Origin of the sequence: Neisseria sp. LACPHL-SPEC-2024-00856 (assembly GCF_047915665.1) — a bacterium.
In the GTDB taxonomy this organism is placed as follows: Bacteria; Pseudomonadota; Gammaproteobacteria; order Burkholderiales; family Neisseriaceae; genus Neisseria; species Neisseria polysaccharea.
This window is the reverse complement of the sequence record NZ_JBLRPR010000006.1, coordinates 45534-72437: the sequence shown is the minus strand read 5'-3', so window position 1 is coordinate 72437 and position 26904 is coordinate 45534. Positions and strand designations below refer to the sequence as shown.

Sequence of the window (26904 nt, the reverse complement as noted above, 5' to 3'; positions counted from 1 at the left end):
ATCCTGTTTTTGATTTATGCCGTCTGAAAGTGGGGATTTTGATGCTTAAACGGTCAGACCGACTGATATTTTTGTATGGTTTAAAGAATGGTGCAGTTGGGTGTCGGACAGCATTGTTTGATGCTTTCAGACGGCATATAGGTTTGTTTCTTCAAAATTGAATCTTTTTTCATATGTTGCAAAAAATATTGATTTTAGTCATAAAGAATTAGTCTTTATTATTTATAATCGCGCATCATCACGATAACTCTAATTTCAAAAGGACGATTAATGGATACACAAATCAAAACTGAAGCCGGTCAGCAGAATAACCGGCGTTATCTGACCGTTTGGAGATGGCATTTTTATGCCGGTTTGCTGGTTATGCCCTTCTTGACCCTGCTTGCCGTTACGGGTTTGGGTATGCTGCTGTTTGCCAATATTACCGGCAAGGAGGGCGAGCGGATTCATGTTGTGCCGCAGGCAACGGTACAACCTCTGTCTGTTCAGGCAGAAGCGGCACGCAGTGCCGTTAATCCGGAGACTTCGTCTGTCGTCCAATATATTGCACCGCGTGCTGATGATATGGTTGCTGTGTTCCGTGTCAACAATGAAGGTAAGGCAACCATGGTTGCGGTCGATCCTTATACGGCAAAAGTGGTCAACACCATGCCGCGTAATCAGGGTTGGTATCACACTATGGATGAAATCCACGGCGATATGATGCTCGGTGCGGCAGGCGATTATCTTTTGGAAACGGCGGCTTCACTGACCATTATTATGGTTGTCAGCGGCTTGTACCTTTGGTGGGTGAAACGGCGTGGCATCAAGGCGATGCTGCTGCCGCCAAAAGGCAGGGCACGTTCTTGGTGGCGGAATCTGCATGGTTCGTTTGGAACTTGGGTGTCGCTGATTTTGCTGTTGTTCTGTCTGTCCGGAATTGCTTGGGCAGGTATTTGGGGCGGCAAGTTCGTGCAGGCTTGGAGTCAGTTCCCGGCAGGCAAATGGGGTGTCGAACCGAACCCTGTTTCAGTTGTGCCGACCCACGGCGAGGTATTGAATGACGGCAAGGTTAAGGAAGTGCCGTGGATTTTGGAGCTTACGCCTATGCCTGTTTCAGGGACGACTGTGGGCAAAGACGGCATTAACCCTGACGAGCCGATGACATTGGAAACCGTCGATCGTTTCGCGCGGGAAATCGGTTTCAAAGGGCGTTATCAGCTGAATTTGCCCAAAGGCGAGGACGGCGTATGGACTTTGTCGCAAGACTCTATGAGTTACGATATGATTAGTCCGTTTGCCGATCGCACGGTGCATATCGACCAGTACAGCGGAAAAATTCTTGCTGACATCCGCTTTGACGATTACAACCCGTTCGGTAAATTCATGGCGGCAAGCATTGCGCTGCATATGGGTACTCTGGGCTGGTGGAGCGTGTTGGCGAACGTCGTGTTCTGCCTTGCCGTGATTTTTATCGGCATCAGCGGCTGCGTGATGTGGTGGAAACGCCGTCCGACCGGAGCGGTGGGCATCGTTCCGCCGGCGCAGAAAGTCAAGCTGCCGGTTTGGTGGATGATGGCATTGCCGCTATTGGCAATCGCACTGCTCTTCCCGACCGCGCTGCTTGCCATTGCCGTGATTTGGCTGTTGGATACCTTGCTGCTGTCGCGGATTCCTGTTTTGAGGAGATGGTTTAAATGACCCGATGCCGTCTGAAGCGTTCAGACGGCATTTTGTTTGAAGGCGGGCGGGGAAAAGGCTATATAATCCCGAATACTTGACCACAGCTTCTGTTTGAAATCATGTTTTATCTGTATCAATCCAACCGTCTTGAAACGCTGGCGGCACTGTTTGCCCTCATTCAAAAAGTCAAACCGCTGAAATCGGTTTTACAGCCCGAACAGATTATTGTGCAGAGTCAGGGGATGCGCCGCTACCTCAACACCTGCCTCGCCCGCGATTTGGGCGTGGCGGCGAATTTGTCGTTCAGCCTGCCTGCCGGTCTGACATGGAAGTTGATGAAAAAACTGATTCCCGGTATTCCAGAACTCAGCCCGTTTGCCCCCGAAGTCATGCGCTGGCGGCTGCTGGATTTGTTCCGCAGCGAGGCATTCCGGAATACGGCAGAATTTGAAGATGTGAGGAATGTGCTGCAAGACTATCTGGGCAGCGGCGAATCGGCAGATTATCAGCTTGCTGGCCAGCTTGCAGACATATTCGACCAATACCTCGTGTATCGTCCCCAGTGGATAGATGCTTGGCAGCAGGGCAGGCTGCTCGGTTTGGGCGACGATGAAATCTGGCAGTCCAAACTGTGGCGTTACCTCGACGACGGCAGGCAAAGCGCGCCGCACCGTGTTGCGTTGTGGGAAAAGCTGTTGGAATCTTTGAGCAGTGATAAGCTGCCCGAGCGTTATTTCGTGTTCGGCATTTCCACTATGGCGCCGATGTATCTGCAGCTTTTGCACAAGCTGTCCGAACATTGCGATGTGTTCGTGTTTGCACTCAATCCGAGCGGGATGTATTGGGGCAACGTCATCGAAGCGGCGCAAATCCTCAAAGGCGGCGGCGATCCCGATTTAACTCAGGCAGGGCATCCGCTGCTCGCCTCATTGGGCAAGCAGGGGCGCGACTTTTTCGACTTTTTGAACGAAATGGAAATAGAAGAAGAAACGCCGGTATTTGAAGAAGGCGGGCGCGATACGCTTTTGCACGCCCTGCAAACCGATATCCAAAATCTGAAAATGCCGTCTGAAACGGCGGGAAGCGTCAACATGGGCGACGGCTCGATACGCATCGTATCGGCACACAGCCCTTTGCGCGAATTGCAGATACTCAAAGACAAGCTGTTGAAAATTCTGCATAAACATCACGATTGGCAGCCGCACGATATCGCCGTATTAACCCCGAATATCGAATCCTATACGCCTTTTATCGAAGCCGTGTTCGGACAGGCGCAGCCCGGTGCGCAGGCATTGCCGTATTCCGTGTCAGACGTGAAAATCAGCCGCCGCCAACCGCTGTTTCATGCTTTGTCATGCCTGTTCGACTTGTTGGAAAGCCGATTTGAAGTCGATAAAGTGCTTGTGCTTTTAGAAACCGCGCCCGTGTTGCGCCGTTTCGGACTGACTGAGGACGATTTACCGCTTTTGCACGATATGGTTGCCGATTTGAACGTTCACTGGGGTTTGGACGGAGAAATGCGCGGCGGCACGGATCAGCTGTTCACCTGGAAGCAGGCGGTAGAACGCATGATATTGGGCTGGATGCTGCCCGAAGGCGGCAATCCGATGTGGCAGGATGTCAGCGCGTGGTATGCCGACGTGAATCAAACCGCCATGTTCGGACGTTTTGCCGCTTTCCTCGAAATCCTGTCGGATATTGTACGGATATGGCGGCAACCTGCGACGGTCGGCGAATGGGTGGCGCGTTGCCGGGATTTGCTTGAAATATTGTTCCAAGCCGAAGCCGATGACCAAAAGGCAGTCCAAAACCTCGAAAACGAATGGGTCAAATGGCAGGAAGAGAGTACTCTGGCTGGGTTCGTCGGACAGTTGCCGCAACAAACCGTCATCCGCCACATCCGCCGCTTCCTCGACAGCGAAAGTGAGGCAGGCTTTTTACGCGGCGGCATCACTTTTTGCAGTATGGTGCCGATGCGCAGCCTGCCGTTCAAAGTCATCTGCCTGTTGGGTTTGAACGACGGAGATTTTCCCCGCAATACCAAAGCCGCCGTATTCGACCTGATTGCCAAACATCCCGCCAAAGGCGACCGCGCCCGCCGCGACGACGACCGCTACCTCTTCCTCGAAGCCCTCATCAGCGCGCGTGAAATCCTGTATTTGTCCTACATCGGGCGCGACATCCGCAAAGACGAAGAGCTTGCCCCGTCTTCGCTGTTGGGCGAACTCATCGATACCGTTGCCGCTATGGCGGGCATCGGTAGCCGCCAACTTGCACAAAACTGGATAGAACAGCATCCGCTGCAAGCCTTCTCGCGCCGATATTTCCAAGAAGGCGGACGTTCAGACGGCATATTCGGCACGCGTACCGACTACGCCGCCGCGCTCGGACAAACGCCCGAACCGCCACAACCCTTTTTCGACCAATCCGTAGAAAACACCGAACCTGTTGCTGAAATCGGACAGGACGAATTTATCCGCTTCTGGCGCAACCCCGTCAAAGTATGGCTTCAGCAGCAGCTTGCGTGGAGCGAACCCCATATCGGCGAAGCTTGGGAGCCTGCCGAACCCTTCGAGCCGCAACACGCGGAGCAAATTGCCGAAATCTATATCGAGGCGCGCCGCGAAGGACAAGATTTTGCCCAAACCGCCGCCCGCATCGGGGCGGAAAGCCTGCTGCCGTCGGGAGAGTTGGGTAGACTTTGGCAGCAGTCTTTCCAACTTGCCGCCAAACAAATCGACACGGCGGTTTTAAACAGCCCCAAACTGCCACCGCTTTCATACGCCATACCGTCGGACGGGCAAATCCTGAAAGGCAGTTTGAGCAATTTATACCAATGCGGACAAGTGTTTTACGCCTATGGCAAACCCAATGCGCCGCAACGTGTGGCTTTTCTTCTGGAACACCTGATATTTTGCGCCGTTATGCCGTCTGAGGCCGAAACGCGGCAAACCTTTATCATCCAATCCGGAGAAACCGAAGTATTGGCGGAAATCGCGCAAGGCAGGGCATTGCGGCTATTGTCGGAATGGATGGCGTTTTTCAATATCGGGCAAAACCGCCCGCTGCCGTTTTTTGCCAAAACCTCGCTTGCCGCCGCCGAAGCGTTTGCCCAAAAACAAGATTGGGAAGCCGCCCTGAAAAAAGCCCAAACCGCCTATTACGGTAGCAAAGTCAGCAAAGGGCAGAAAGACTATACCGAAGTCGCCCTCGTGTTCGGCAACGCAAGCCAAAACCCGCTCGAACAGCCCCTGTTTGAAAACCTCACCCGCCTGCTTGCCGACACGCTTGCCGCAGCGGAAAAAAGGGAAGAGGCCGGAGCAGCATAGAAAAAGCATAACAGGATAGAAAGACAAATGCCGTCTGAAAACAGCAAATAGGTTTTCAGACGGCATTTTTACCAAGTCTTGATTATTTCCGGCGCAGGTTGGGATGGTTTTCCAAGTTGTCCATCATCATTCCGATGATGCGCGGGGCGGTTTTGCCCAAATCGAAATTTTCTCCGGAAGAGAGCCAACGCCAAATCAGCCCGTCCAAGGTCGATTTGATGAAGATGACCGCCGTTTCTTTGTCCAAATCGTCTGCCAAATCCTGATTTTCCACCGCTTCGGTCAAAACGGCGGTAATTTTCTCGCGCCAGATTGCCTGATGTTTGCGGGCAATGGCGATAACGGCGGCGTTTTGCTCCGTGTGTTCGCATTTTAAAAACAGGATGTTGTGGAATTTGTAGTGGATGTCGTTGCTTTGCAGCCGCTCGAAAAAGTGCAGCAGCGTGTGGCGGAATACCGTCCAAGACCCTCCTTCGGCATTTGCGGCATCTTGCGCGATGCAGTTTTCGATGTCGTCGCAGATACGTTGGAACAGCGCGTCGAACAAGTCTTCCTTATTTTTGAAATGCCAATAGAGCGCGCCGCGCGTTACGCCGGCGGCTTGGGCGATTTCGTTGAGCGATGTGCGCGCAATCCCTTTGCGGTAAAAGGTTTCCAAGGCGGCAAGCATCAGGTGTTCTTTGGTTTTCAAGGCTTCGGTTTTGGTTTTTCTCATAATGGCGTTTTCGTTCCGGCGCGGTTTGACGGTTGGGATTATAAAAAAAGACTTTGTATCCGTGCAATCGTGTATGTATAATAACGCCCCTGAAATTGAGACAGTTTCCCAGTGCCGAAGTGCCGAACCCACCTGCTTTGCAACCCGTTTGAATACAGGGATGCCGAAGCAGGCGGTTTTGTATTTTGAAACGGGAATTTCTGTTAAATCTAAAATCCTTTAATAAAATCATACAGATAGGATAAATAATGGCTTTTTATGCTTCTAAGGCAATGCGTGCGGCCGCGTTGGCTGCCTCTGTCGCGTTGGCACTGTCGTCTTGCGGTAAAGGCGGAGACGCGGCACAGGGCGGGCAGCCTGCTGGTCGAGAAGCCCCTGCCCCCGTCGTCGGCGTTGTTACCGTCCATCCGCAAACCGTCGCATTGACCGTCGAGTTGCCGGGACGTTTGGAATCGCTGCGTACCGCCGATGTCCGTGCGCAAGTTGGCGGCATTATCCAAAAACGCCTGTTCCAAGAAGGCAGCTATGTCCGTGCCGGACAGCCGCTGTATCAGATCGACAGTTCCACTTATGAAGCAAGTCTGGAAAGCGCGCGCGCGCAACTGGCAACGGCACAGGCAACGCTTGCCAAAGCGGATGCCGACTTGGCGCGTTACAAACCGCTGGTTGCCGCCGATGCCATCAGTAAACAAGAGTACGATGCTGCGGTAACGGCGAAACGTTCTGCCGAGGCAGGCGTCAAAGCGGCACAGGCGGCAATCAAATCCGCCGGCATCAGTCTAAACCGTTCGCGCATTACCGCACCGATTTCGGGCTTTATCGGCCAGTCCAAAGTTTCCGAAGGTACGTTGCTGAACGCTGGCGATGCGACCGTACTGGCGACCATCCGCCAAACCAATCCGATGTATGTGAACGTTACCCAGTCTGCATCCGAAGTGATGAAACTGCGCCGGCAGATAGCCGAAGGCAAGCTGCTGGCGGCAGACTGTGCGGTAGCGGTCGGCATCAAATTTGATGACGGCACGGTTTATCCTGAAAAAGGCCGCCTGCTGTTTGCCGATCCGACCGTTGACGAATCGACCGGTCAGATTACCCTGCGCGCCGCCGTACCGAACGATCAGAATATCCTGATGCCCGGCCTGTATGTGCGTGTGCTGATGGATCAAGTGGCGGTGGATAATGCATTCATCGTTCCACAGCAGGCGGTAACGCGCGGTACGAAAGATACCGTGATGATTGTGAACGCCCAAGGCGGTATGGAACCTCGCGAGGTAACGGTTGCACAACAGCAGGGTGCGAATTGGATTGTTACGTCAGGTCTGAAGGATGGGGACAAGGTGGTTGTGGAAGGCATCAGTATCGCCGGCATGACGGGTGCGAAAAAAGTAACGCCTAAAGAATGGATGCCGTCTGAAAACCAAGCCTCTGCTCATCAAGCCGGCGTTCAGACGGCATCTGAAGCCAAACCTGCTTCTGAAGCGAAATAAGGAAGGCATCGATGGCTAAATTCTTTATCGACCGCCCCATTTTTGCGTGGGTTATTTCAATTTTTATTATTGCGGCGGGTATTTTCGGCATTAAAAGCCTGCCTGTTTCGCAATATCCGTCTGTTGCCGCACCGAATATTACCCTGAGGGCTACTTATCCGGGTGCATCCGCACAAGTGATGGAAGACAGCGTACTTTCCGTTATCGAGCGGAATATGAACGGCGTGGAAGGTTTGGATTATATGTCCACTTCTGCCGATTCGAGCGGCAGCGGCAGCGTGAGCCTGACCTTTACGCCTGAAACCGACGAAGATTTGGCTCAGGTGGAGGTGCAAAACAAGCTTTCCGAAGTATTGAGCATGTTGCCGGCAACCGTTCAACAGTACGGCGTTACCGTATCCAAAGCGCGTTCCAATTTCTTGATGATTGTGATGCTGTCGTCGGATGAGCAGTCAACCGAAGAGATGAACGACTACGCGCAGCGTAATATCGTTCCCGAGTTGCAGCGTATCGAAGGCGTGGGGCAGGTACGCCTGTTCGGCGCGCAACGCGCGATGCGGATTTGGGTCGATCCTAAGAAACTGCAGAACTACAATTTGTCGTTTGCCGATATCGGCAGCGCGCTGTCGGCGCAGAATATCCAGATTTCCGCAGGTTCCATCGGTTCGCTTCCCGCTGTGCGCGGACAGACGGTTACGGCTACTGTAACGGCGCAAGGGCAGTTGAGTACGGCCGAAGAATTCGGCAACGTCATCCTCCGCGCCAATACTGATGGTTCTAATGTTTACCTGAAGGATGTAGCGAAAGTCGGATTGGGTATGGAAGACTATTCTTCCTCAACCCGTCTGAACGGGGTAAATACCACCGGTATGGCGGTGATGCTGTCCAATAGCGGCAATGCGATGGCGACGGCAAAAGCGGTCAAAGAACGCATGGCGACGTTGGAAAAATACTTTCCTCAAGGTATGAGCTGGAAAACCCCTTACGATACTTCCAAATTCGTCGAAATTTCGATTGAAAAAGTCATCCATACCTTGTTAGAGGCGATGGTGCTGGTTTTTGTCGTGATGTACCTCTTCCTGCAAAACATCCGTTATACGCTGATTCCGACCATCGTCGTACCGATTTCCCTGTTGGGCGGTTTCGCCTTCATCTCTTATATGGGCATGTCGATTAACGTACTGACCATGTTTGCGATGGTTTTGGTCATCGGCATCGTGGTCGATGACGCGATTGTGGTGGTTGAAAACGTCGAGCGCATTATGGCGGGTGAAGGCCTGCCGCCTAAGGCTGCAACCAAAAAAGCAATGGGTCAGATTTCCGGCGCGGTCATCGGTATTACCGCCGTTTTGATGTCGGTATTTGTGCCGCTGGCAATGTTCAGCGGGGCGACGGGCAATATTTACAAACAGTTTGCACTGACTATGGCGGCATCGATAGCCTTCTCCGCCTTCCTTGCTCTGACACTCACACCTGCTTTGTGTGCCACGATGTTGAAGACCATCCCGAAAGGGCATCACGAAGAGAAAAAGGGTTTCTTCGGTTGGTTCAACAAAAAATTCGACAACTGGACACACGGCTACGAAGGCTGGGTTGCCAAAGTATTGCGCAAGACTTTGCGCATGATGGTTGTTTACGTTGGTTTGGCGGTTGTGGGCGTATTCCTGTTTATGCGTCTGCCGACTTCCTTCCTGCCGACCGAAGACCAAGGCTTCGTCATGGTCAGCGTGCAACTGCCTGCGGGTGCGACCAAAGAGCGCACCGATGCGACGCTGGCGCAAGTAACTCAGTTGGCAAAAAGCATTCCGGAAATTGAAAACATCATTACCGTTTCCGGCTTCAGCTTTTCGGGCAGCGGCCAGAATATGGCAATGGGTTTTGCCATGCTCAAAGACTGGAACGAGCGTAAAACTCCGGGCAGCGATGCGGAATCGGTTGCAGGCAAATTGACCGGTATGATGATGGGGACGCTTAAAGACGGTTTCGGCATCGCCATCGTTCCGCCTCCGATTATGGAGTTGGGCAACGGTTCCGGTTTGAGCATCAACCTGCAAGACCGCAACAATACCGGTCATGCCGCATTGCTGGCCAAACGCAACGAGTTGATTCAGAAAATGCGTACCAGCGGTTTGTTTAACCCCAGCACCGTCCGTGCTGGCGGTTTGGAAGACGCGCCGCAGTTGAAAATCGACATTAACCGTTCGGCGGCTTCGGCACAAGGTATTTCTTTTGCCAGCATCCGTACTGCACTGGCAAATGCGCTGGGTTCGTCTTACGTCAACGACTTCCCGAACCAAGGCCGTTTGCAGCGCGTGATGGTTCAGGCGGATGCTTCGGCACGTATGCAGCCTGCCGACATCTTGAATCTGACTGTGCCGAACAGCTCGGGCATTGCCGTTCCGCTTTCTTCGATTGCCACCGTTTCGTGGCAGATGGGTACGGAACAGAGCGTTCGTTTCAACGGTTATCCCGCTATGGAACTGTCCGGTTCGCCCGCAACCGGTGTTTCCACCGGTCAGGCTATGGCGGCGGTTCAAAAAATGGTTGACGAAATGGGCGGCGGTTACAGCCTGGAGTGGGGCGGACAGTCGCGCGAAGAGGCAAAAGGCGGCTCGCAAACCATTGCCCTTTACGCGCTTGCCGCCGTTGCAGTCTTCTTGGTGCTTGCCGCACTTTATGAAAGCTGGTCTATTCCGCTGGCCGTTCTGCTGGTGATGCCTTTAGGCTTGGCAGGGGCGGCGGCAGGTGTAACCGGGCGCAACCTGACCGAGCTGATGTTGGGCGGTATTCCTGCATTTGCCAACGATATCTACTTTCAAGTCGGTTTCGTTACCGTGATGGGTTTGAGTGCGAAAAACGCGATTTTGATTATCGAATTTGCCAAAGACCTTCAAGCGCAAGGGAAAAGCGCGGTCGAAGCCGCTTTGGAAGCGGCCCGCCTGCGTTTCCGTCCGATTATCATGACCTCGTTTGCCTTTATTTTAGGCGTGGTTCCCCTGTATATTGCCGGCGGTGCAAGCTCCGCCAGCCAGCGCGCCATCGGTACAACCGTATTCTGGGGGATGCTCATCGGCACGCTCTTGTCCGTGTTCCTTGTTCCGCTTTTCTATGTGGTGGTACGCAAATTCTTCAAAGAAACTGCACACGAACACGAAATGGCAGTAAAACACGCTGCCGAAGCGGGCATCACCGGTTCGGACGACAGCCAACATTAAGCAACCATGCCGTCTGAACGCCCACGGGTTTTCAGACGGCATCAGGACTTTTTTATGGATACTACATTGAAAACTACCTTGACTTCTGTTGCAGCAGCCTTTGCATTGTCTGCCTGCACCATGATTCCCCAATACGAGCAGCCCAAAGTCGAAGTTGCGGAAACGTTTAAAAACGATACTGCCGACAGCGGCATCCGCGCGGTTGATTTGGGTTGGCACGACTATTTTGCCGACCCGCGCCTGCAAAAACTGATCGACATCGCACTTGAGCGCAATACCAGTTTGCGTACCGCCGTATTGAACAGCGAAATCTACCGCAAACAATACATGATCGAGCGCAACAACCTCCTGCCCACGCTTGCCGCCAATGCGAACGGCTCGCGCCAAGGCAGCTTGAGCGGCGGCAATGTCAGCAGCAGCTACAATGTCGGACTGGGTGCGGCATCTTACGAACTCGATCTGTTCGGGCGTGTACGCAGCAGCAGCGAAGCAGCACTGCAAGGCTATTTTGCAAGTGTCGCCAACCGCGATGCGGCACATTTGAGCCTGATTGCCACCGTTGCCAAAGCCTATTTCAACGAACGCTATGCCGAAGAAGCGATGTCTTTGGCGCAGCGTGTTTTGAAAACGCGCGAAGCAACCTACAAGCTGTCTGAATTGCGGTACAAGGCAGGCGTGATTTCCGCCGTCGCCCTGCGCCAGCAGGAAGCCTTGATTGAATCTGCCAAAGCCGATTATGCCCATGCCGCGCGCAGCCGCGAACAGGCGCGCAATGCCTTGGCAACCCTGATTAACCAACCGATACCCGACGACCTGCCCGCCGGTTTGCCGTTGGACAAGCAGTTTTTTGTTGAGAAGCTGCCGGCCGGTTTGAGTTCCGAAGTATTGCTCGACCGTCCCGACATCCGCGCCGCCGAACACGCGCTCAAACAGGCAAACGCCAATATCGGTGCGGCACGCGCCGCCTTTTTCCCATCCATCCGCCTGACCGGAACCGTCGGTACGGGTTCTGCCGAATTGGGTGGGTTGTTCAAAAGCGGCACGGGCGTTTGGTCGTTCGCGCCGTCTATTACCCTGCCGATTTTTACCTGGGGTACGAACAAAGCCAACCTTGATGTAGCCAAGCTGCGCCAACAGGCACAAATCGTTGCCTATGAATCCGCCGTCCAATCCGCCTTTCAAGACGTGGCAAACGCATTGACCGCGCGCGAGCAGTTGGATAAAGCCTATGACGCTTTAAGCAAACAAAGCCGCGCCTCTAAAGAAGCGTTGCGCTTGGTCGACCTGCGTTACAAACACGGCGTATCCGGCGCGCTCGACTTGCTCGATGCGGAACGCAGCAGCTATTCGGCGGAGGGTGCGGCTTTGTCGGCACAACTGACCCGCGCCGAAAACCTTGCCGATTTGTACAAGGCGCTCGGCGGCGGATTGAAACGGGATACCCAAACCGACAAATAACCGCCCGGGCAATCAAATGCCGTCTGAAACGATAAGGTTTCAGACGGCATTTCTTTCTTTAAAACGGTTTTCGGTGCCTGCCTTTCAAGACGGCAGGCCGTATCCGTTTAGAAGGTATGTTTGACGGTTGCGGTCAGGCTGCGCGGCGTGCCGTAAACGTGAATGTCGGGCATCGTGCGGTAGCGTTTGTTGAACACGTTTTCAAAGTCCAAACCGATGCGGGTGGATTTGCCGATTTTGTAATGCGCGGTCAAATCCAGCGTGGCGTATGGGCGTTGGGTCAATGCGGCTGCGGTGGCAGGGTTGATGTTTGCCGGGTATTCGTCCAGCGTGTGGCTGCGGCTTTGCCAGTTGACGTTTGCACCCAGGTTCAAACGGTCGGTTAGGTCATACGCGGTAAAGAGTTTGAACAAATGAACCGGATAAGACGGATGCAGTTGCTTGCCTTCGCTGTTTTTGATTTTGGAACGTGCATAAGACGCATTCAGCAGCCATTTGTCGCTCAGGCGGCCGCCGATAGAGAGTTCCACGCCTTTTGTTGTAGTGTTGTTGGCTGCACGGTAGTATTTGTCCTTACCATTCGCGAATTTGCCTGCAACCACGCCCAAATGGTCGCGTTTGTTCATAAAGGCAGATGCAGAAGCGTTCAAACGGCCTTCAAACCACGAGGCTTTTAAGCCGAGTTCATATGTTTTGCCGCGTTGCGGTTCGAGCGGTTTGCCGTTTTGATCCAAATAGCGCACTTGCGGGCGGAATATGGTGGTATAGGAGGTGTAGGCGGTCAGATTGTCGGCTATGTCGTAAGTTGCGCCCAAATAAGGAATGAAAACGTTTTGTTTGTGGCTGCTGTAAGCGAATTTGTTGCGCTCAGTGCTGTAACGGTATCGCCAATTCACAAAACGGCTGCCGCCTATCAATGCCAGCTTGTCGGTCAGTTTGAAACGGGTCGAACCGTAAACCGACAGGTTTTTCATATCGGTAAAACCATCGCGCGAATACGGCATATCGGGTTTGGCGATGTTGCCGTCAAATTTACGCAAATCGGGAATCATCGACTCGCCTTCTTCATAGAAAGACAGGTTTTCTTTGTTGTCCTGATAGCTGATGCCCGCATTAAATTCGTGCGAGCGGCCCAACGCCGGATAATCGCCGTCCAAAATCAGGGAAAAATTCTGGTCGCGGTATTTGCTGCGGTCGCGGTCTGAAGTGAAAAGCGCGGAGTAGTCGGGATAGATTTCAAATGTCCCTGCGATGCCTGAAACAATATCGCTTTTACCTGTCAGATAGCTGTAATCGCCCGTCAGCTTCCAGCCGTTGGCAAACTCATGGCTTAGGGAAGTGAACACTTCGGCACTGGTGTCTTTGCCGTAAGCCCATTTTGCCGAGGAATTGCTACGCGGCGAAGCCTCAAACGGTATGTATCCGTCTTTATCATTGCCTGCCACGGTCAGATAGCTGAAACGCGAGCTGCCTTTATTGCGGAAACGGTGTATTTCTGTACCGATATTCCATTGAGTCTGAGGGGTGAGGTCGTAGGACAGAATGCCGTAGAACGTGTGGTTGTGGCGCGAAGTGTTCGGCAGGTAATCACCGCCGTGGTCGCTGACCAAAATAGTGCGTCCGCGCAAGGTATTGTCTGCATTTAAAGGCTGATTGGCATCAAGGACGAAGCGGTAGTGTTTCCACGAACCGACACCGGCTTCCACGCTGACGGCAGGTTTGGCAGTCGGTTTTTTGCGTTCCAAAGCAACCGTACCGCCCGGCTCGCCCATGCCGCCGTTGGACAAACCGCTTGCGCCGCGCACGACGACGACTTGGTCGTACAACGTGCTGTCCAGATTGTTGGTACTGCGGCGGATGGCTTTACCCTCGTAAAGGAATTTGGGCGCGCCATCTACGGAAATGCTGTCAATCGCCTGACTGCGCGAAATAAACTGGCTGTGGCCGGAGACGTTGTTGCCCATTTTGCTGTGGAATACGCCCGGTGTTTGTTTCAATACGTCCTGCAAGGTATCCAAGCCTTGGTCTTCGATTTGTTTTGCCGTTATGACAGACAGGGATTGCGGTGTTTCACGCTGGGTCAGCTTGATGCCTGTGGCGGCGGAAGAAGCGGGGATGGTGTAGTTGGAAGCCGTTTGTTTTCCCAGTTCTTTGACGTGTATTTCCGGAAGGGCGGCAATATCTGCGGCGGAGACGTGCGCGGCGCATAACAGCATGAGTGCGGATGATACGGCAAGCGCAGTGCGTGAATGGCGGGGGGGGGGTATGCATGATTTTTCCTTTTAGTGGTTTGGGCGGCGGGATTTTAGCAAAATGTTGTAATTATACCAGTTAGTGTAAATATTATTTAGGATTAGTTTGACTGTTGTCAAAATATATCTATTTATCTAGTTATAAAGATTTATATTAAACCGTGATATGAGGGGAAAAAGGCAATGCTAGCGGAACGACGGATTGTCGCACCTTGCAAAAAATGCCGTCTGAAACGATAAGGTTTCAGACGGCATTTTAAAATGCAGGCGTTTAGAACTTGGCTTGCAGCCTTAACCAAGCGGTGCGGCCGGGTTCGTTGACGCGGGTGGTTTTGATGCCGGCGGCAGGATCGACAAATCCTCCGCTTCTGCTGACGAATTCGGCATAGGTTTTGTTAAAGACGTTGTCCACGCCGCCTTGCAGGGTGGCGTATTTGTTGAATTTCCAACCTGCATTGACGGAAAGTACGCCAAAGCCTGCGGATGCGCCGATGTCCTGACCGATGATGTTGCCCTGTCCTTTGGCGTAGCGGTTTTGTTTGGCAACCAGTTTCCACAGTGCGCCCGCGCTGAATTTGCCGTTGTCGAAGGCAAGGGTGTTGTTCCATTCGAGCGGAGGTGTTTGTGCCAACGGCAGATTGTCGGTCGTGTTTTTACCGCGCGTGTAGGCAAGGTTGCTGCTGATGCTCCAGCTTGGTGCAAACTGCCATTTGGCTTCAAGTTCGCCGCCGAAACGGGTAGCGTCGATGTTGCGCGCCATGGTCATGACATGTCCGCCGTGGTGCATCATGTGCTGTTCAATCAGGATATAGTCGCGGATTTTACCGGCAAAGAGTGAGGCGGCAAGGTGGAGGTTGCCCTTGTTCCAAATCATGCCTGCATCGATTTGGCGGTTGGTTTCTTTTTTCAGGTCTTCATCCCGATTGCGTTCCCAGTAGTCAGGCGCACGTTGGGCGATACCGAAGCCCGCATAGTATTTGGCGTTGCCGTAAATCTGTTCCAAACGGGCAAAACCGGAGGTCAGGCGGTAGGTTTGGCGTTTGGCGGGATCGGTGTCCGGATAGGGGTCGTACACGCCGGTTACGTTGTCGCGGCGTATGCCTGCTACCCATTTCTGGTTATCGGTGCGCTGCCATGTGGCTTCGGCAAATCCGCCCCAGTGTTTGAAACTTTGGTCGGGATTGTAGGGTTTGTGGCGGTATCCTCCGCCGTTTCCTTCCATGCGTTCGACACGTTTGTCGCGCATATAGTCGATGCCGGTCTGCAGGTTGAGATTGTCCCAGTCGAATACGGCTTTGAGGTTGCCGGTATCGGTGTTGCGTTTCGGGTTCATGGCACGTTTGCCCATCATCATAGTAACCGGACGGAGGCTGTATGTGTCCATAACGTGGTCGATTTCGCTTTTTCCGTAACGCAATTCGAGTTCGCTGAACCATGGTGTCAGATGGCGCTGGCTGATGCGGACATTCCACGCGTCGCGGTCGAATTTGCTGCCGTCCATCATACGGTCGGCGTAGGCGGCCTTACCGCGGCTGCGTTCGTATGTGCCGGCGATGGTGGTGTTTTCGGTCGGGGTAACGCCCAACTGAACCATTTGGCTGTCGCGTTTGAAGTTGGAATGTACGCGGTTGCCTGCCCCGTCTTTATAGTCGCCGGATTCGTTGTGTGAGACATTGAGGCGGGCATAACCGTATTTGCCGCCCGCACCTGCTTCAAAGGAGGCATCGCGTCTGCCGCTGCTGCCTAATGTGGTGCTGCCGTTGAAGGAGTAGGGTTGTTCGCGGAAGGTCGGATCTTTACGGACGAAATGAACCGAACCGCTGATCAAGCCCATCCCTTGGGTAACGGTTTGCGGGCCTTTGGTAACGACAACTTCATCAAAGGTGCTGGGGTGGATGTAGGAAGTGGGCGGGTCCATGCGGTTGGAACAGCCGCCGTAAACGAACTGGTCGTCTGCGTTGATGGCAAGGCGCGAGCCGCCCAAACCTCGGAACAATGGATCGCCCGAGCTGCCGCCTTTTCGGATGATGCTCATATTGGGGACGGATTGCAGCAAATCCGCGCCGTCGCCTGCCGGCAGCGGTTGGAGGGTGGCTTTAGGATTGAATTTGACGGTGTTGGCTTTTTGCTGCTGTGTCCCGGTAACGGTAACGGGGGAGAGCTCGGCGGTTTCTTCCGCAACAGGGGCAGCCCATACTTGGCTGAGCGCGGCTGCGAGGGGGAGGAGTAGGAAACGGGTGGTTTTCATATCTAATCTCCTTAAATGGAGGGTTGTTGTGTTAGTTCTAAAGTAGTATATAAAACTAAACTGAACGATGTATCAGAAGTTGCACTTTATTTAACATACATCAATAACGAATGTATCGGCCTGATAAAAAAATGCCGTCTGAAGCGGAAACGGCTTCAGACGGCATTTTGAAAGACGGGTTATTTATTAAAGAAAATCAGCGTCCACGGCAAGACGTAAGCTTGTAGCAGGGTCAACAGGCCGACGAAGCTACAGAAAATCAGGCTGTGTTTCACGGTGAAGCGGAACAGGTTGGATTCTTTGCCCTCCAAGCCTACTGCCGCACAGGCGATGGCGATGGATTGAGGGGAAATCATTTTGCCTGTTACGCCGCCGGTTGTATTGGCGGCAACGGTCAATTCGGGGGTAACGCCGATTTGGTGCGCCGTACTTGCCTGCAAAGAACCGAATAAGGCGTTTGCGGAAGTGTCCGAACCGGTCAGGAATACGCCCAGCCAGCCGAGGAACGGCGAGAAGAACGGGAACACGGCTCCGGTAGCGGCGAGGACGAGTGCCAATGTAGATGACAGTCCTGAATAGTTTGCCACGAATGCGAAGCCGAGTACCAAACCGATAGACAGGATGGACAGGCGCAGTTCTTTGAGCGTTTCAAAGAACGTGCCGACGGCTTCGGAGGGTTTCATTCTCAGCAAGGCGGCGGAAACGATGGAAGCAAACAGGATTGCCGTACCGACCGCGCCGAGGAAGTCAATTTTGAACACGGCGGCGTATGGTGTCGGTTCGCTGACGATGGGCGCGGCTTTTTGCACCAGGTTGTGCAGCATCGGCCAGTCGAATTTGACGGTGGCAACGCCCAAAGCCTCTTTTACGCCCTTAATCGTCCACACGCTGACGAAAACGGTCAGGATGGCAAAAGGCGACCAGGCTTTGATGATTTGTCCGGCAGTGTATTCGCCCGCTTTGCGTTCGGACGGTTTTTTCATGCCGTTGAATGTAAAGATTTCTTCAGGCTGCCATTTTCTCAAGAAGGCAGACAGGCAGATTAGGCTGACCAGTGCGGAGGTAACGTCGGGCAACTCGGGACCGATAAAGTTGGCGGTAATGAATTGGGTTGTGGCAAAGGATACGCCGGCAACCAACACGGCAGGCCAAGTTTGGCGTATGCCGCGCATACCGTCCATCATAGCGACCAGCCAAAAGGGAACGATAACTGACAAAATCGGAAGTTGGCGGCCGGCTACCTGACCGATATGGTAAGGATCGAGGTTGGACACCTGGCCGGCAACCAAGATGGGAATACCCATCGCGCCGAAAGCCACAGGCGCGGTGTTGGCAATCAAACACAAACCTGCGGCGTAGAGCGGATTGAAGCCCAAACCGACCAGCAAAGCGGCGGTAATTGCCACCGGCGCGCCGAAACCTGCCGCACCTTCCAAGAAGGCTCCGAAAGAGAAACCTACCAAGAGCATTTGCAGGCGTTGGTCTTCTGTAATTGAAATAACGGAGGCGCGGATAATATCGAACTGCCCTGTTTTTACGGTAATTTTATACAGGAATACGGCGGTAACGATAATCCAGGCAATCGGCCACAAACCGTAAGCGAAGCCGTACAGCGCGGAAGAAACTGCCATACCCGCCGGCATCCCGAAGCCGAATACAGCAACGGCAAGCGCAATCAGCAGCGTATAAAGCCCCGCCTGATAACCTTTCAGCTTCAGGACGGTCAGCGCGGCAAAGAAAAAGACGATGGGTAAGAGTGCGGCGGCGGCAGTCAGATACAGGCTGCCGCCGATTGCCGTGTAGTTTTGAACCCAAGTTTCCATAATTGAACATCTCCGAAAATATTTTTCTAATCGTCGGCAATAGTGGTCAAACCAATTAAAGCAACGTTGCATTACTTTACGAAACTTTATTATTCAGGTCAATATATTTTTGGGCGGTTAGGCAGATTTGAATCGGAGCTTTCGTTTAAATTCAGTTAAAACAAATATTTGTATGAACAAAAATTGTAGTTTGGTGTAGTTTTTTCTTATGTTTCGGGGCGGTGCGAGGTAAATGCCGTTGACGGCGGGAACGGCGTGTCATTAGAATCCGCCCTGATTGGTCAGTCCAATTTGATGTTTGATGTATAGTGGATTAAATTTAAACCAGTACAGCGTTGCCTCGCCTTGCCGTACTATTTGTACTGTCTGCGGCTTCGTCGCCTTGTCCTGATTTAAATTTAATCCACTATATTTCGGAAGGGTTCTGCAGGGAATCTTTATAAAGGAGGAGTGATGAAACTGGTAAGGCCTCAGAAAATCAGCGATCAGGTATTGTCGGTATTGGAAAGCCGCATCGTGGAAGGGGTTTACGCGGAAGGGGGCAAGATTCCGCCTGAACGCGTTTTGGCGGAAGAGTTCGGCGTTTCGCGCCCGTCGGTCAGGTCGGCATTGAATGTTTTGGTTGCCCGTCAGGTTTTGGAAGCGAGGCAGGGAGACGGTTATTATGTTTCGGTCAAGCCGCAGCAGGATTTTTTGCAAAGTTGGCAGGAGCTTTTGGGCAAGCATTCCAATTGGGAACAGGATGTTTTTGATTTCAGCTGCCACATCGAAGGCTGTATGGCGGCATTGGCGGCAGAACGCCGGACGGATGCCGATTTGAAGCGGATTCGGTTTTGGCTTGAAAAGTTTGAGGAAGCGTGCGAAAGCGGCAATTTGGAACATCAGAGCGAAGCCGATGTCAGCTTCCATCAGACGATTGCGGATGCGGCGCACAATTTGTTGTTCAGCCATTTGTCAGGCGGTTTGTTGAAAATGCTGTACCGGCAGACGCGCAGCAGCCTTATTTATCTGAATCAGGAAGAAGATCCGCGTCCGAAACTGATGGCGCAGCACCGTGTATTGTATGAGGCGATATCGAACCGCCGGCCGGGCGAGGCTTCGGAGGCGGCAAAGGCACATTTGAATTATGTGGCGAGCAGCATATTGAAAGACAGGGAATATCAGAGCCGTAACCGCCACGCGGATACTTTGGCGCAAAACGATTTGAAGCGCGTGCAGGATTGGGCGGTGTGAATGCCGTTCAGACGGCATAGCATATTCAGATGTATCGGTAGTCTCACCCGATTTGAACGGGCGGACAAGGAAATGCCGTCTGAACAGCATTTGCGGTTCAGACGGCATTTGGTTTGCGGGGCGGCGGCGTTTGCTTAGAAACCTTGCGCCAGCATGGCATCGGCAACTTTGACGAAGCCGGCAATGTTCGCACCATTGACGTAGTTCACTTTGTCGCTGACTTTGCCGTATTTCAGGCAGGACTCGTGGATGCTTTGCATAATGCCGAACAGTCGGTTGTCCACTTCTTCGCGCGTCCAAGACAGGCGGATGGCGTTTTGGCTCATTTCCAAGCCCGAAGTCGCCACGCCGCCGGCGTTGGAGGCCTTGCCCGGGGCGTAGAGGATGCCGGCTTTGATAAATTGCTCGACCGCGCCCAAAGTTGACGGCATGTTCGCACCTTCGGCAACGACGTAGCAGCCGTTTGCCAACAGGGCTTTGGCGGCTTCTTCATCTAATTCGTTTTGGGTCGCGCAGGGCAGGGCGATTTCGGCGGCAACGCCCCACGGTTTTTGGTTTTCAAAGTATTGCAAGCCTTGCTCTTTGGCGTAGGTGGAAACGCGTTCGCGGCGGACTTCTTTCAATTCGATCAAGGCGGCGAGTTGCGCTTCGGTCATACCGCTGTCGGGGAAGAGGACGAAGCCGTTGGAGTCGGAAACGGTCAGCACTTTCGCGCCCAGTTGGATGGCTTTTTCGGCGGCGTATTGCGCCACGTTGCCGGAACCGGAAATCAGGACGCGTTTGCCTTCAAAACTATCGTTGCGGGTTTGCAGCATCGCTTGGGCGAAATAGACGCAGCCGTAGCCGGTCGCTTCGGGACGGATGAGGCTGCCGCCCCATTCCAAACCTTTGCCGGTCAGGACGGAAGAAAACTCGTTGCGGATTTTTTTGTATTGTCCGAACAGGTAGCCGATTTCGCGTCCGCCTACGCCGATGTCGCCGGCCGGAACGTCGGTGTCCGCGCCGATATGGCGGTAGAGTTCGGTCATAAAGGCTTGGCAGAAGCGCATTACTTCGGCATCGGATTTGCCTTTGGGGTCGAAGTCGGAACCGCCTTTGCCGCCGCCCATAGGCAGGGTGGTTAAGGCGTTTTTGAACACTTGTTCAAAAGCGAGGAATTTCAACACGCCCAAATCGACGGTCGGGTGGAAGCGCAAGCCGCCTTTGTAAGGACCGATGGCGGAGCTCATCTGCACGCGGTAGCCCCGGTTGACTTGAACTTGGCCTTTATCGTCCTGCCAGGTTACGCGGAACATCACGACGCGTTCGGGTTCGACGATGCGTTCCAGCAGGCTTTGCTGGGTGTATTTCGGATTTTTTGCCAAAAACGGATCGAGGCTCATGAAGACTTCTTCAACCGCCTGATGGAACGGCTCCTGATTGGGGTTGCGTTGTTTGAGGTTGGCAAACAGGGTGTTCAGGTCAGTCATTCGGATACTCCTTTTGGTTGATGTTGTACTAATGGGAAAACAAATTTGTAGTTGGCAATATAAACCTATTTTTTTCTGATGCCAAGTCTGATTTTGCACAAATTGTTGACATTATTTTTTCCATATTTTCGATATTTGATGTTTGTTGCTGATAATCAATTAATAATCATAAATTAATTTCGCAAATAAAAATATTATTGAAATTTTATTCTAAGTAATTAAACTAGATTTTTTGATTACAATCAAGGTAATTTTGTTTTCCATCCGGGTTTTACTGTGGAAAAAGGACTAAAATTGTCAACAATCCTGCCTGACCGTACTCGCGTTTTTATCGTCAGGTGGGGCGGCCTGCGCGTTTGTTCGGACTCGGGCGTTGGCTGGAAATGTTACAATATGCGCCGTTTAATTTGATGAAAGATGATGATGAAGGCCTATTTGGACTTGATGCGCCACGTCCTCGACAACGGTACGGACAAATCAGACCGCACCGGTACGGGCACGCGCTCCGTATTCGGTTATCAGATGCGTTTTGACTTGGGCAGGGGCTTTCCGCTGCTGACGACCAAAAAGCTGCATTTGCGCTCGATAATCCACGAGCTGCTGTGGTTTCTCAAAGGCGATACCAATATCAAATACCTGAAAGACAATAATGTTTCCATTTGGGACGAGTGGGCGGATGAAAACGGCGATTTAGGCCCGGTTTACGGCTACCAATGGCGCAGTTGGCCCGCACCTGACGGCCGCCATATCGACCAAATTGCCAATGTGGTGGAACAAATCAAGAAAAACCCCGATTCGCGCCGCCTGATTGTGTCGGCGTGGAATCCGGCTTTGGTCGATGAGATGGCCTTGCCGCCTTGCCACGCGCTGTTTCAGTTTTACGTTGCCGACGGCAAACTGTCCTGCCAGCTTTACCAGCGCAGCGCGGATATTTTCCTCGGCGTGCCGTTTAATATTGCCAGCTACGCGCTGTTGACGATGATGATGGCGCAAGTGTGCGGATTGGAGGCGGGCGAGTTTGTCCATACGTTTGGCGACGCGCATTTGTACCGCAACCATTTCGAGCAGGCCGCATTGCAGTTGGAACGCGAACCGCGTGCCTTGCCTGTGATGAAAATCAATCCTGAAGTCAAAGATTTGTTTGCCTTCAAGTTTGAAGATTTTGAGTTGGAAGGTTACGACCCTCATCCGCATATCAAGGCGGCAGTGTCGGTTTAGGAGGCGGTATGGGCAGGCATTTCGGGCGCAGGCGTTTTTTGACAGTTGCCGCCGTTGCGGCGGCAGGCGCGGCGGTTTCTTTTTTGCCGAATCCTTTTGCCGCCGATGATGAAAAACGCAATAAAGATGAAAAACGCAATGAAAATGTGTTTTTCTGGAAAGGTGTCGCGCTGGGTTCCGGCGCGGAGCTGCGCCTGTTCGGTGTGGACGACAGGCGTGCGGCGGATTTGGTCAACAAGGTTTTGGCGGAAGTGGCGCGTTTGGAAAAAATGTTCAGCCTTTACCGTGAAGACAGCCTGATCAGCCGTCTGAACCGCGACGGTTATCTGGCTTCGCCGCCGGCGGATTTCTTGGAACTGTTGAGCCTGTGCCGCGATATTCACGCGCTGACGGAAGGCGCGTTCGATCCGACGGTTCAGGCGTTGTGGAAACTGTATGCCGATTATTTTGCCGCCCGTCCCGATGCGGAAACGCCGCCGCCGGAGAATAGCGTGAAGGAAGCCCTGAAACGGGTAGGCTTCGGCAAAGTCTCGTTTGACGACCGTGAAATCCGTTTTGCCGAAAAGGGTATGGGTTTGTCCTTGAACGGCATCGCGCAAGGCTATATTACGGATAAGGTCGTCGCGTTGCTGAAGGCAAACGGCGTGCCTGCCGCTTTGGCCGATATGGGTGAAATCCGCGGGTTTGATACAAACGGTAAACGGACTTGGAATGTCGGCATCCGCAATCCGGACGACGAAGGAGGCGTGTTGGCAAATATCACGATGAAAGACAAGGCGTTTGCCACTTCGGGCGGCTATGGGACGGTGATGGACAAAGCAGGCAGGTTTACCCATTTGTTCGATCCGCGAACCGGCGTGAGTACGCCGCGTTATAAAAGCATGAGCGTAATGGCGGATGATGCGGCGATTGCCGATGCCTTGTCGACGGCGTTTTCCATTATGGATTTGCCTTTGATACGGTCGGTTGCCGAAAGCAGGCGGCTTAAAGTTTGGCTGGTCATGCTGGACAATACTTTGAACGAAATAGGCTGAACCTGAAGCAAAAATGCCGTCTGAAAGGCTTTCAGACGGCATTTTTGCTGTTTGGATGGCTTTTAAAGGATGCCCAAAGAATTGATGAAAACAATAATAATGGCAATCGGGGCGAGGTAGCGCAAGGTATTCAGCCACAGCAGCAGCACTGCCCGTGGTACGGTGCTGCCCGCGCCGGCATCTTTTAACACAGACTGCTTGTCCTGAATCCAGGCGGTAAAGATGGAAACACTCAAAGCACCAATCGGCATAATGACGGCGGAAATAAGGTAGTCCCACAAATCAAAAATGGTTTTGCCGAAAATCTTAAACTCACTCCAGATGCCGAAAGACAGTGCGGACGGGATGCCGACAATGAAAATAGCCGTGCCGATAAGCCAAGTATGTTTTTTGCGTTTGCGCTCGTCTTGGCGGATGGTTGAGGCAATGACCGTTTCCAACATCGAAAATGCCGAAGTCAGCGTGGCGAAAACGACCAGAAGCATGAATACCGCAAACAAAACCGTACCGAACGGCATTTTCATGAACACTGCGGGCAATACGATAAAAATCAATCCCGGCCCCTGGCTCGGTTCAAAACCGAAGGCGAACACCGCCGGAAAAATCACCAGGCCGGCAAGCAGCGAAACCAAGAGGTTCATCCACATAATCGTATGGCCGGAACGGAACATATCCTGATCTTTTCCCAAATACGAAGCGTAGGTGATCATGGCGGAAACGCCGATGCTCAGGGCAAAAAACGCCTGTCCTAAAGCCGTAATCATCGTATCGGCTTTAAAGTACGACCAATTCGGTTTGAGCAGGAATGACACGCCCTCCATTGCACCCGGCAGCGTCAGCGAACGGATTGCCAGCGCAATAAAGAGGATAAACAGCCCCGGCATCAGATAACGGTTTGCCTTTTCAATGCCGTCTGAAATCCCGCCTTTGACCACCCAAACCGTAATCAGCATAAACAGTGCCTGATAGGACAGCGAACCTGCCGGATTGGAAATCGTTGTGCCGAACAGGGCTTCAAAGTCCGCTCCCGCATGGATTGCCCCCGTAAAACTGTGGACGACATAATTCAATACCCATCCGCCGACCACGCTGTAAAACGACAGCAAAATAAAGCAGGCGGCAACGCCCATACGCCCGACCCAAAGCCATTGCGTACCCGGACGCAGAACCCTGAAGGAATCGACGGCATTTTTACCGCCCGTGCGCCCGATATAAAATTCGGCAAGCTGAACGGGTAGGGCGACCAAGATAGTAAATATCAAAAACAGCAGGAAAAACACCGCGCCGCCGTTGGTGCCTGCCGTATAAGGAAATTTCCAAATCGCGCCCAAACCGATGGCTGAACCTGCCGCAGCAAGCACGAAACCGATTTTGGACGACCAAGAAGTATGGTTACTCATAAAATTTATTAAGAAATGTGAAAGTAGTATAGTGGATTAACAAAAATCAGGACAAGGCGACGAAGCCGCAGACGGTACAGATAGTACGGAACCGATTCACTTGGTGCTTCAGCACCTTAGAGAATCGTTCTCTTTGAGCTAAGGCGAGGCAACGCTGTACTGGTTTTTGTTAGTCCACTATACATTGTAACAAAGCACTTGATGCGGCAGTACAAGCCGGGGAAGACGCTGCAAAACTTTGCCAATAGGCTGCGTAATATCGGGAGATATTGGGATTTTCTTATTTTGAAGGATGGATTCGGGGTGTTTCTTTCCAATGAATGAATATAATTTGGCGGTTTGTTGCATCAAAGGCTTTCAGACGGCATATGCCGTCTGAAAGCGGCTTATATTGCATCCAATAATTTGTCGGCGGTATGGTTGATGGTAAAACGGTTGGCGACGCATTGATGTCCTGCCGTTGCCAGTGCGTTTTTTGCTTCGGGGTTTAAGACGAGGCGTTCGATTTCGTCCGCCAAAGATTCAGGAGTAAGCCTGTCCAGTAGAATCCCCGATTGATGATGTTCGATAATTTCCTTTTGCGCGCCCAAAGTATTGGAAATCACCGCCGTTTGGCAGTACATCGCCTCGCATAATGACAAACCGAATGCCTCCGGGACGAGACTGGGCAAAACCACGACATCGCTTTGGCGGTAAAACGAAGCAATGTTTTCGGTAAACCCTTCAAAAGAAACAAATGGTTCTGCTCCCGAAGCAGATACGTCCTGCTTCAGGCGGCACATATAATCCGAATGTCCGTGCCCTGCCAATTTGAGCCTGATTTGAGGATATTTCCGATGCAGTATCACACAGGCTTCAATCAGGTTTTCCAATCCTTTTTCCGGACTGATCCTGCCGGCGTAGGCGACGGTAAAAAAACGGCTGTCGGGTTTTTCTTGAGAGGGAGGGAAACGGCCGGTATCGATACCGTTATGAACAATCCGGTATTTTTCTTTAAAGGGATTGTCGGCGGTTTGCACATCGTAAACCAGACGGGAAACGCAAATAAAGCGGTCGGTGTTTTTCTGTATCAGGCGGTGATAAAAATCGGTTTTGTTGGCGACGACATTATGTTTGACAAATATCAGGCGCACCCCGGTCAGTTTTTTCAAAAGTATGGATAAGGCGGCAATTTTGCCGGTGTGTATCATCAGGTGGGAAATGCGGTTTTTCCGGATAAAGCGGGTAAGCGCGCAGAGCGAAAACAGCCCGTTGAGCGTGTGAAGGCGCGTTGTGAAAACGGAAGAAACTTCGGAAAAGCGCCTGTGCATCAACTCATTATTTTTATTGACGGCGGTAAACATCGTGCAGCCCCGCAGTCCCAATGCTTTTGAAACATCATAGACATATTGTTCGCCCCCGCCCCAAATCTTGGCCGATACGATATTTAATATCCTGAATTCTTTTTCCATTTAAAATTTTCCGCCGGATTTGTACAGATAATATAGTTTGACATATTTAATCATCGTGTAATAGCTGTGGTTGACGGACATAATCCAACCCATTTTCCCATCGAGAAACCCTTTGTTCAGGATATAAATTTTGAAAAAACCCCAAATCGGGCGGAGGATAATGTCCCTAACGAAACGCACGGGCTTTCCCTGCTCTCGGTATTTCTCGGCTGAAATGGAAGTATATTTGTTGAATTTGTTGAAATATTGTTCCCAGTTGTCGTATGTGTAATGGTACATAAAATGCTTCAGACGGCGTTTGGGGTAGGGGGTCTGTACGGTTTCGTGTACTTTGCCTTGCACCGAACTGTCTTTTTTCGGCATCAGACGGCATACGCTGTCGGGACGCATCGCGCCGTGTGTGGCGGGATGGTTGGGGAAAAGGTTGCGGCGTTCGACAAAATAGGCGGCATAATCGCCGGTTTGGACAATTTTTGAGATTTCATCAGATAGTTCCGGCGTGCAGCGTTCGTCTGCATCAATCAGGAAAACCCATTCTCCGCCTGCCTGTTCGATGGCAAATGTTTTTTGCGCTCCGAAATCCCCGTTCAAATGCCGTCTGAAGACTTTTGCACCCAAACTCTCGGCAATTTCGGCAGTATTGTCGGTGCTGTGGTCGTCAATAACGATAACTTCTTTATCGAAACGGCAACTTTCAATACATTCCCGAATGTGGTTTGCTTCATTTCTAGCAACAATCAATACGCTGACTTTTTTCATTATCAAGGTTTCTCAAAGCATTTTGGTTTCACAGGGCGGCAAAAAAGCCCAAACATACGTCCGGGCTTGGGAATTGGTGGGTCCGGTGGGGTTCGAACCCACGACCAAGGGATTATGAGTCCCCTGCTCTAACCCCTGAGCTACAGACCCG

16 protein-coding genes, 1 tRNA gene and 1 pseudogene are annotated in these 26904 nt (G+C 52.3%); 8 read left to right on the top strand and 10 right to left on the bottom strand.

Features of this window, described 5'->3' with window-relative positions; translation table 11 throughout:
- Positions 1–270: 270 nt before the first annotated feature.
- Together ACNAU7_RS06905 and recC are read left to right on the top strand one after the other, a co-directional pair.
- Positions 271–1680 carry a PepSY-associated TM helix domain-containing protein gene (locus tag ACNAU7_RS06905; protein ID WP_416301736.1) on the top strand — a complete coding sequence of 470 codons (1410 nt, stop codon included), beginning with the start codon at positions 271–273 and terminating at the stop codon, positions 1678–1680.
- A 101-nt stretch (positions 1681–1781) separates the two neighbouring features.
- Complete coding sequence (gene recC, locus ACNAU7_RS06900; protein ID WP_416301735.1) at positions 1782–4991, top strand: exodeoxyribonuclease V subunit gamma; 3210 nt, start codon at positions 1782–1784, stop codon at positions 4989–4991.
- Between the two features lie 82 nt (positions 4992–5073).
- On the opposite strand, the gene mtrR is transcribed toward recC, so the two are convergent.
- On the bottom strand, positions 5074–5706 hold the full coding sequence (gene mtrR / locus ACNAU7_RS06895) for a multidrug efflux system transcriptional repressor MtrR (RefSeq protein WP_416301733.1): 633 nt from the start codon (positions 5704–5706) through the stop codon (positions 5074–5076).
- Positions 5707–5954: 248 nt separating this feature from the next.
- On the opposite strand from mtrR, the gene mtrC reads away from it, so the two are divergent.
- Genes mtrC through mtrE form a run of 3 tightly spaced genes read left to right on the top strand, consistent with a single transcriptional unit; the run spans position 5955 to position 11866 of the window.
- Positions 5955–7193 (top strand): multidrug efflux RND transporter periplasmic adaptor subunit MtrC, encoded by a 1239-nt coding sequence (mtrC, locus tag ACNAU7_RS06890; protein WP_416301731.1) that lies wholly within the window; start codon positions 5955–5957, stop codon positions 7191–7193.
- 11 nt (positions 7194–7204) lie between these two features.
- Positions 7205–10408 carry a multidrug efflux RND transporter permease subunit MtrD gene (gene mtrD / locus ACNAU7_RS06885; RefSeq protein WP_416301729.1) on the top strand — a complete coding sequence of 1068 codons (3204 nt, stop codon included), beginning with the start codon at positions 7205–7207 and terminating at the stop codon, positions 10406–10408.
- A gap of 54 nt (positions 10409–10462) precedes the next feature.
- Entirely contained in the window at positions 10463–11866 is a 1404-nt protein-coding gene (mtrE, locus tag ACNAU7_RS06880; protein ID WP_416301777.1) for a multidrug efflux transporter outer membrane subunit MtrE, read from the top strand.
- Between the two features lie 107 nt (positions 11867–11973).
- On the opposite strand, the gene ACNAU7_RS06875 is transcribed toward mtrE, so the two are convergent.
- The 4 genes and pseudogenes from ACNAU7_RS06875 to ACNAU7_RS06860 all read right to left on the bottom strand — a co-directional run.
- Positions 11974–14082 (bottom strand): TonB-dependent siderophore receptor, encoded by a 2109-nt coding sequence (locus tag ACNAU7_RS06875; protein ID WP_304674160.1) that lies wholly within the window; start codon positions 14080–14082, stop codon positions 11974–11976.
- Positions 14083–14389: 307 nt separating this feature from the next.
- Entirely contained in the window at positions 14390–16366 is a 1977-nt protein-coding gene (locus tag ACNAU7_RS06870) for a TonB-dependent copper receptor (RefSeq protein ID WP_416301726.1), read from the bottom strand.
- A 179-nt stretch (positions 16367–16545) separates the two neighbouring features.
- Positions 16546–18189 (bottom strand): lactate permease LctP family transporter, encoded by a 1644-nt coding sequence (locus tag ACNAU7_RS06865; protein WP_416301724.1) that lies wholly within the window; start codon positions 18187–18189, stop codon positions 16546–16548.
- Between the two features lie 291 nt (positions 18190–18480).
- Positions 18481–18603 (bottom strand): annotated as a pseudogene (locus ACNAU7_RS06860) (IS5/IS1182 family transposase); the annotation flags it as partial.
- A 39-nt stretch (positions 18604–18642) separates the two neighbouring features.
- On the opposite strand from ACNAU7_RS06860, the gene ACNAU7_RS06855 reads away from it, so the two are divergent.
- On the top strand, positions 18643–19422 hold the full coding sequence (locus ACNAU7_RS06855; RefSeq protein ID WP_416301722.1) for a FadR/GntR family transcriptional regulator: 780 nt from the start codon (positions 18643–18645) through the stop codon (positions 19420–19422).
- Positions 19423–19556: 134 nt separating this feature from the next.
- On the opposite strand, the gene gdhA is transcribed toward ACNAU7_RS06855, so the two are convergent.
- Positions 19557–20891 (bottom strand): NADP-specific glutamate dehydrogenase, encoded by a 1335-nt coding sequence (gdhA, locus tag ACNAU7_RS06850; protein ID WP_416301720.1) that lies wholly within the window; start codon positions 20889–20891, stop codon positions 19557–19559.
- 423 nt (positions 20892–21314) lie between these two features.
- Between gdhA and ACNAU7_RS06845 the strand changes: the two genes are divergently transcribed.
- Entirely contained in the window at positions 21315–22109 is a 795-nt protein-coding gene (locus ACNAU7_RS06845) for a thymidylate synthase (RefSeq protein ID WP_304668386.1), read from the top strand.
- 8 nt (positions 22110–22117) lie between these two features.
- A complete protein-coding gene (locus ACNAU7_RS06840; RefSeq protein WP_416301718.1) occupies positions 22118–23143 on the top strand; it encodes an FAD:protein FMN transferase in 1026 nt (341 codons plus the stop codon).
- 62 nt (positions 23144–23205) lie between these two features.
- Here ACNAU7_RS06840 and ACNAU7_RS06835 read toward each other — a convergent pair whose 3' ends face one another.
- From ACNAU7_RS06835 to ACNAU7_RS06820, 4 genes are all read right to left on the bottom strand, one after another.
- Positions 23206–24543, bottom strand: a complete 1338-nt coding sequence (locus ACNAU7_RS06835) for a sodium-dependent transporter (RefSeq protein ID WP_304667435.1) — start codon at positions 24541–24543, stop codon at positions 23206–23208.
- A gap of 386 nt (positions 24544–24929) precedes the next feature.
- Positions 24930–25994 (bottom strand): glycosyltransferase family 4 protein, encoded by a 1065-nt coding sequence (locus tag ACNAU7_RS06830; RefSeq protein ID WP_416301716.1) that lies wholly within the window; start codon positions 25992–25994, stop codon positions 24930–24932.
- Positions 25995–26753 (bottom strand): glycosyltransferase family 2 protein, encoded by a 759-nt coding sequence (locus ACNAU7_RS06825; RefSeq protein ID WP_002246376.1) that lies wholly within the window; start codon positions 26751–26753, stop codon positions 25995–25997. It lies immediately after the preceding gene.
- A 74-nt stretch (positions 26754–26827) separates the two neighbouring features.
- Positions 26828–26903 (bottom strand) — tRNA-Ile (locus ACNAU7_RS06820).
- Position 26904: the final 1 nt, after the last annotated feature.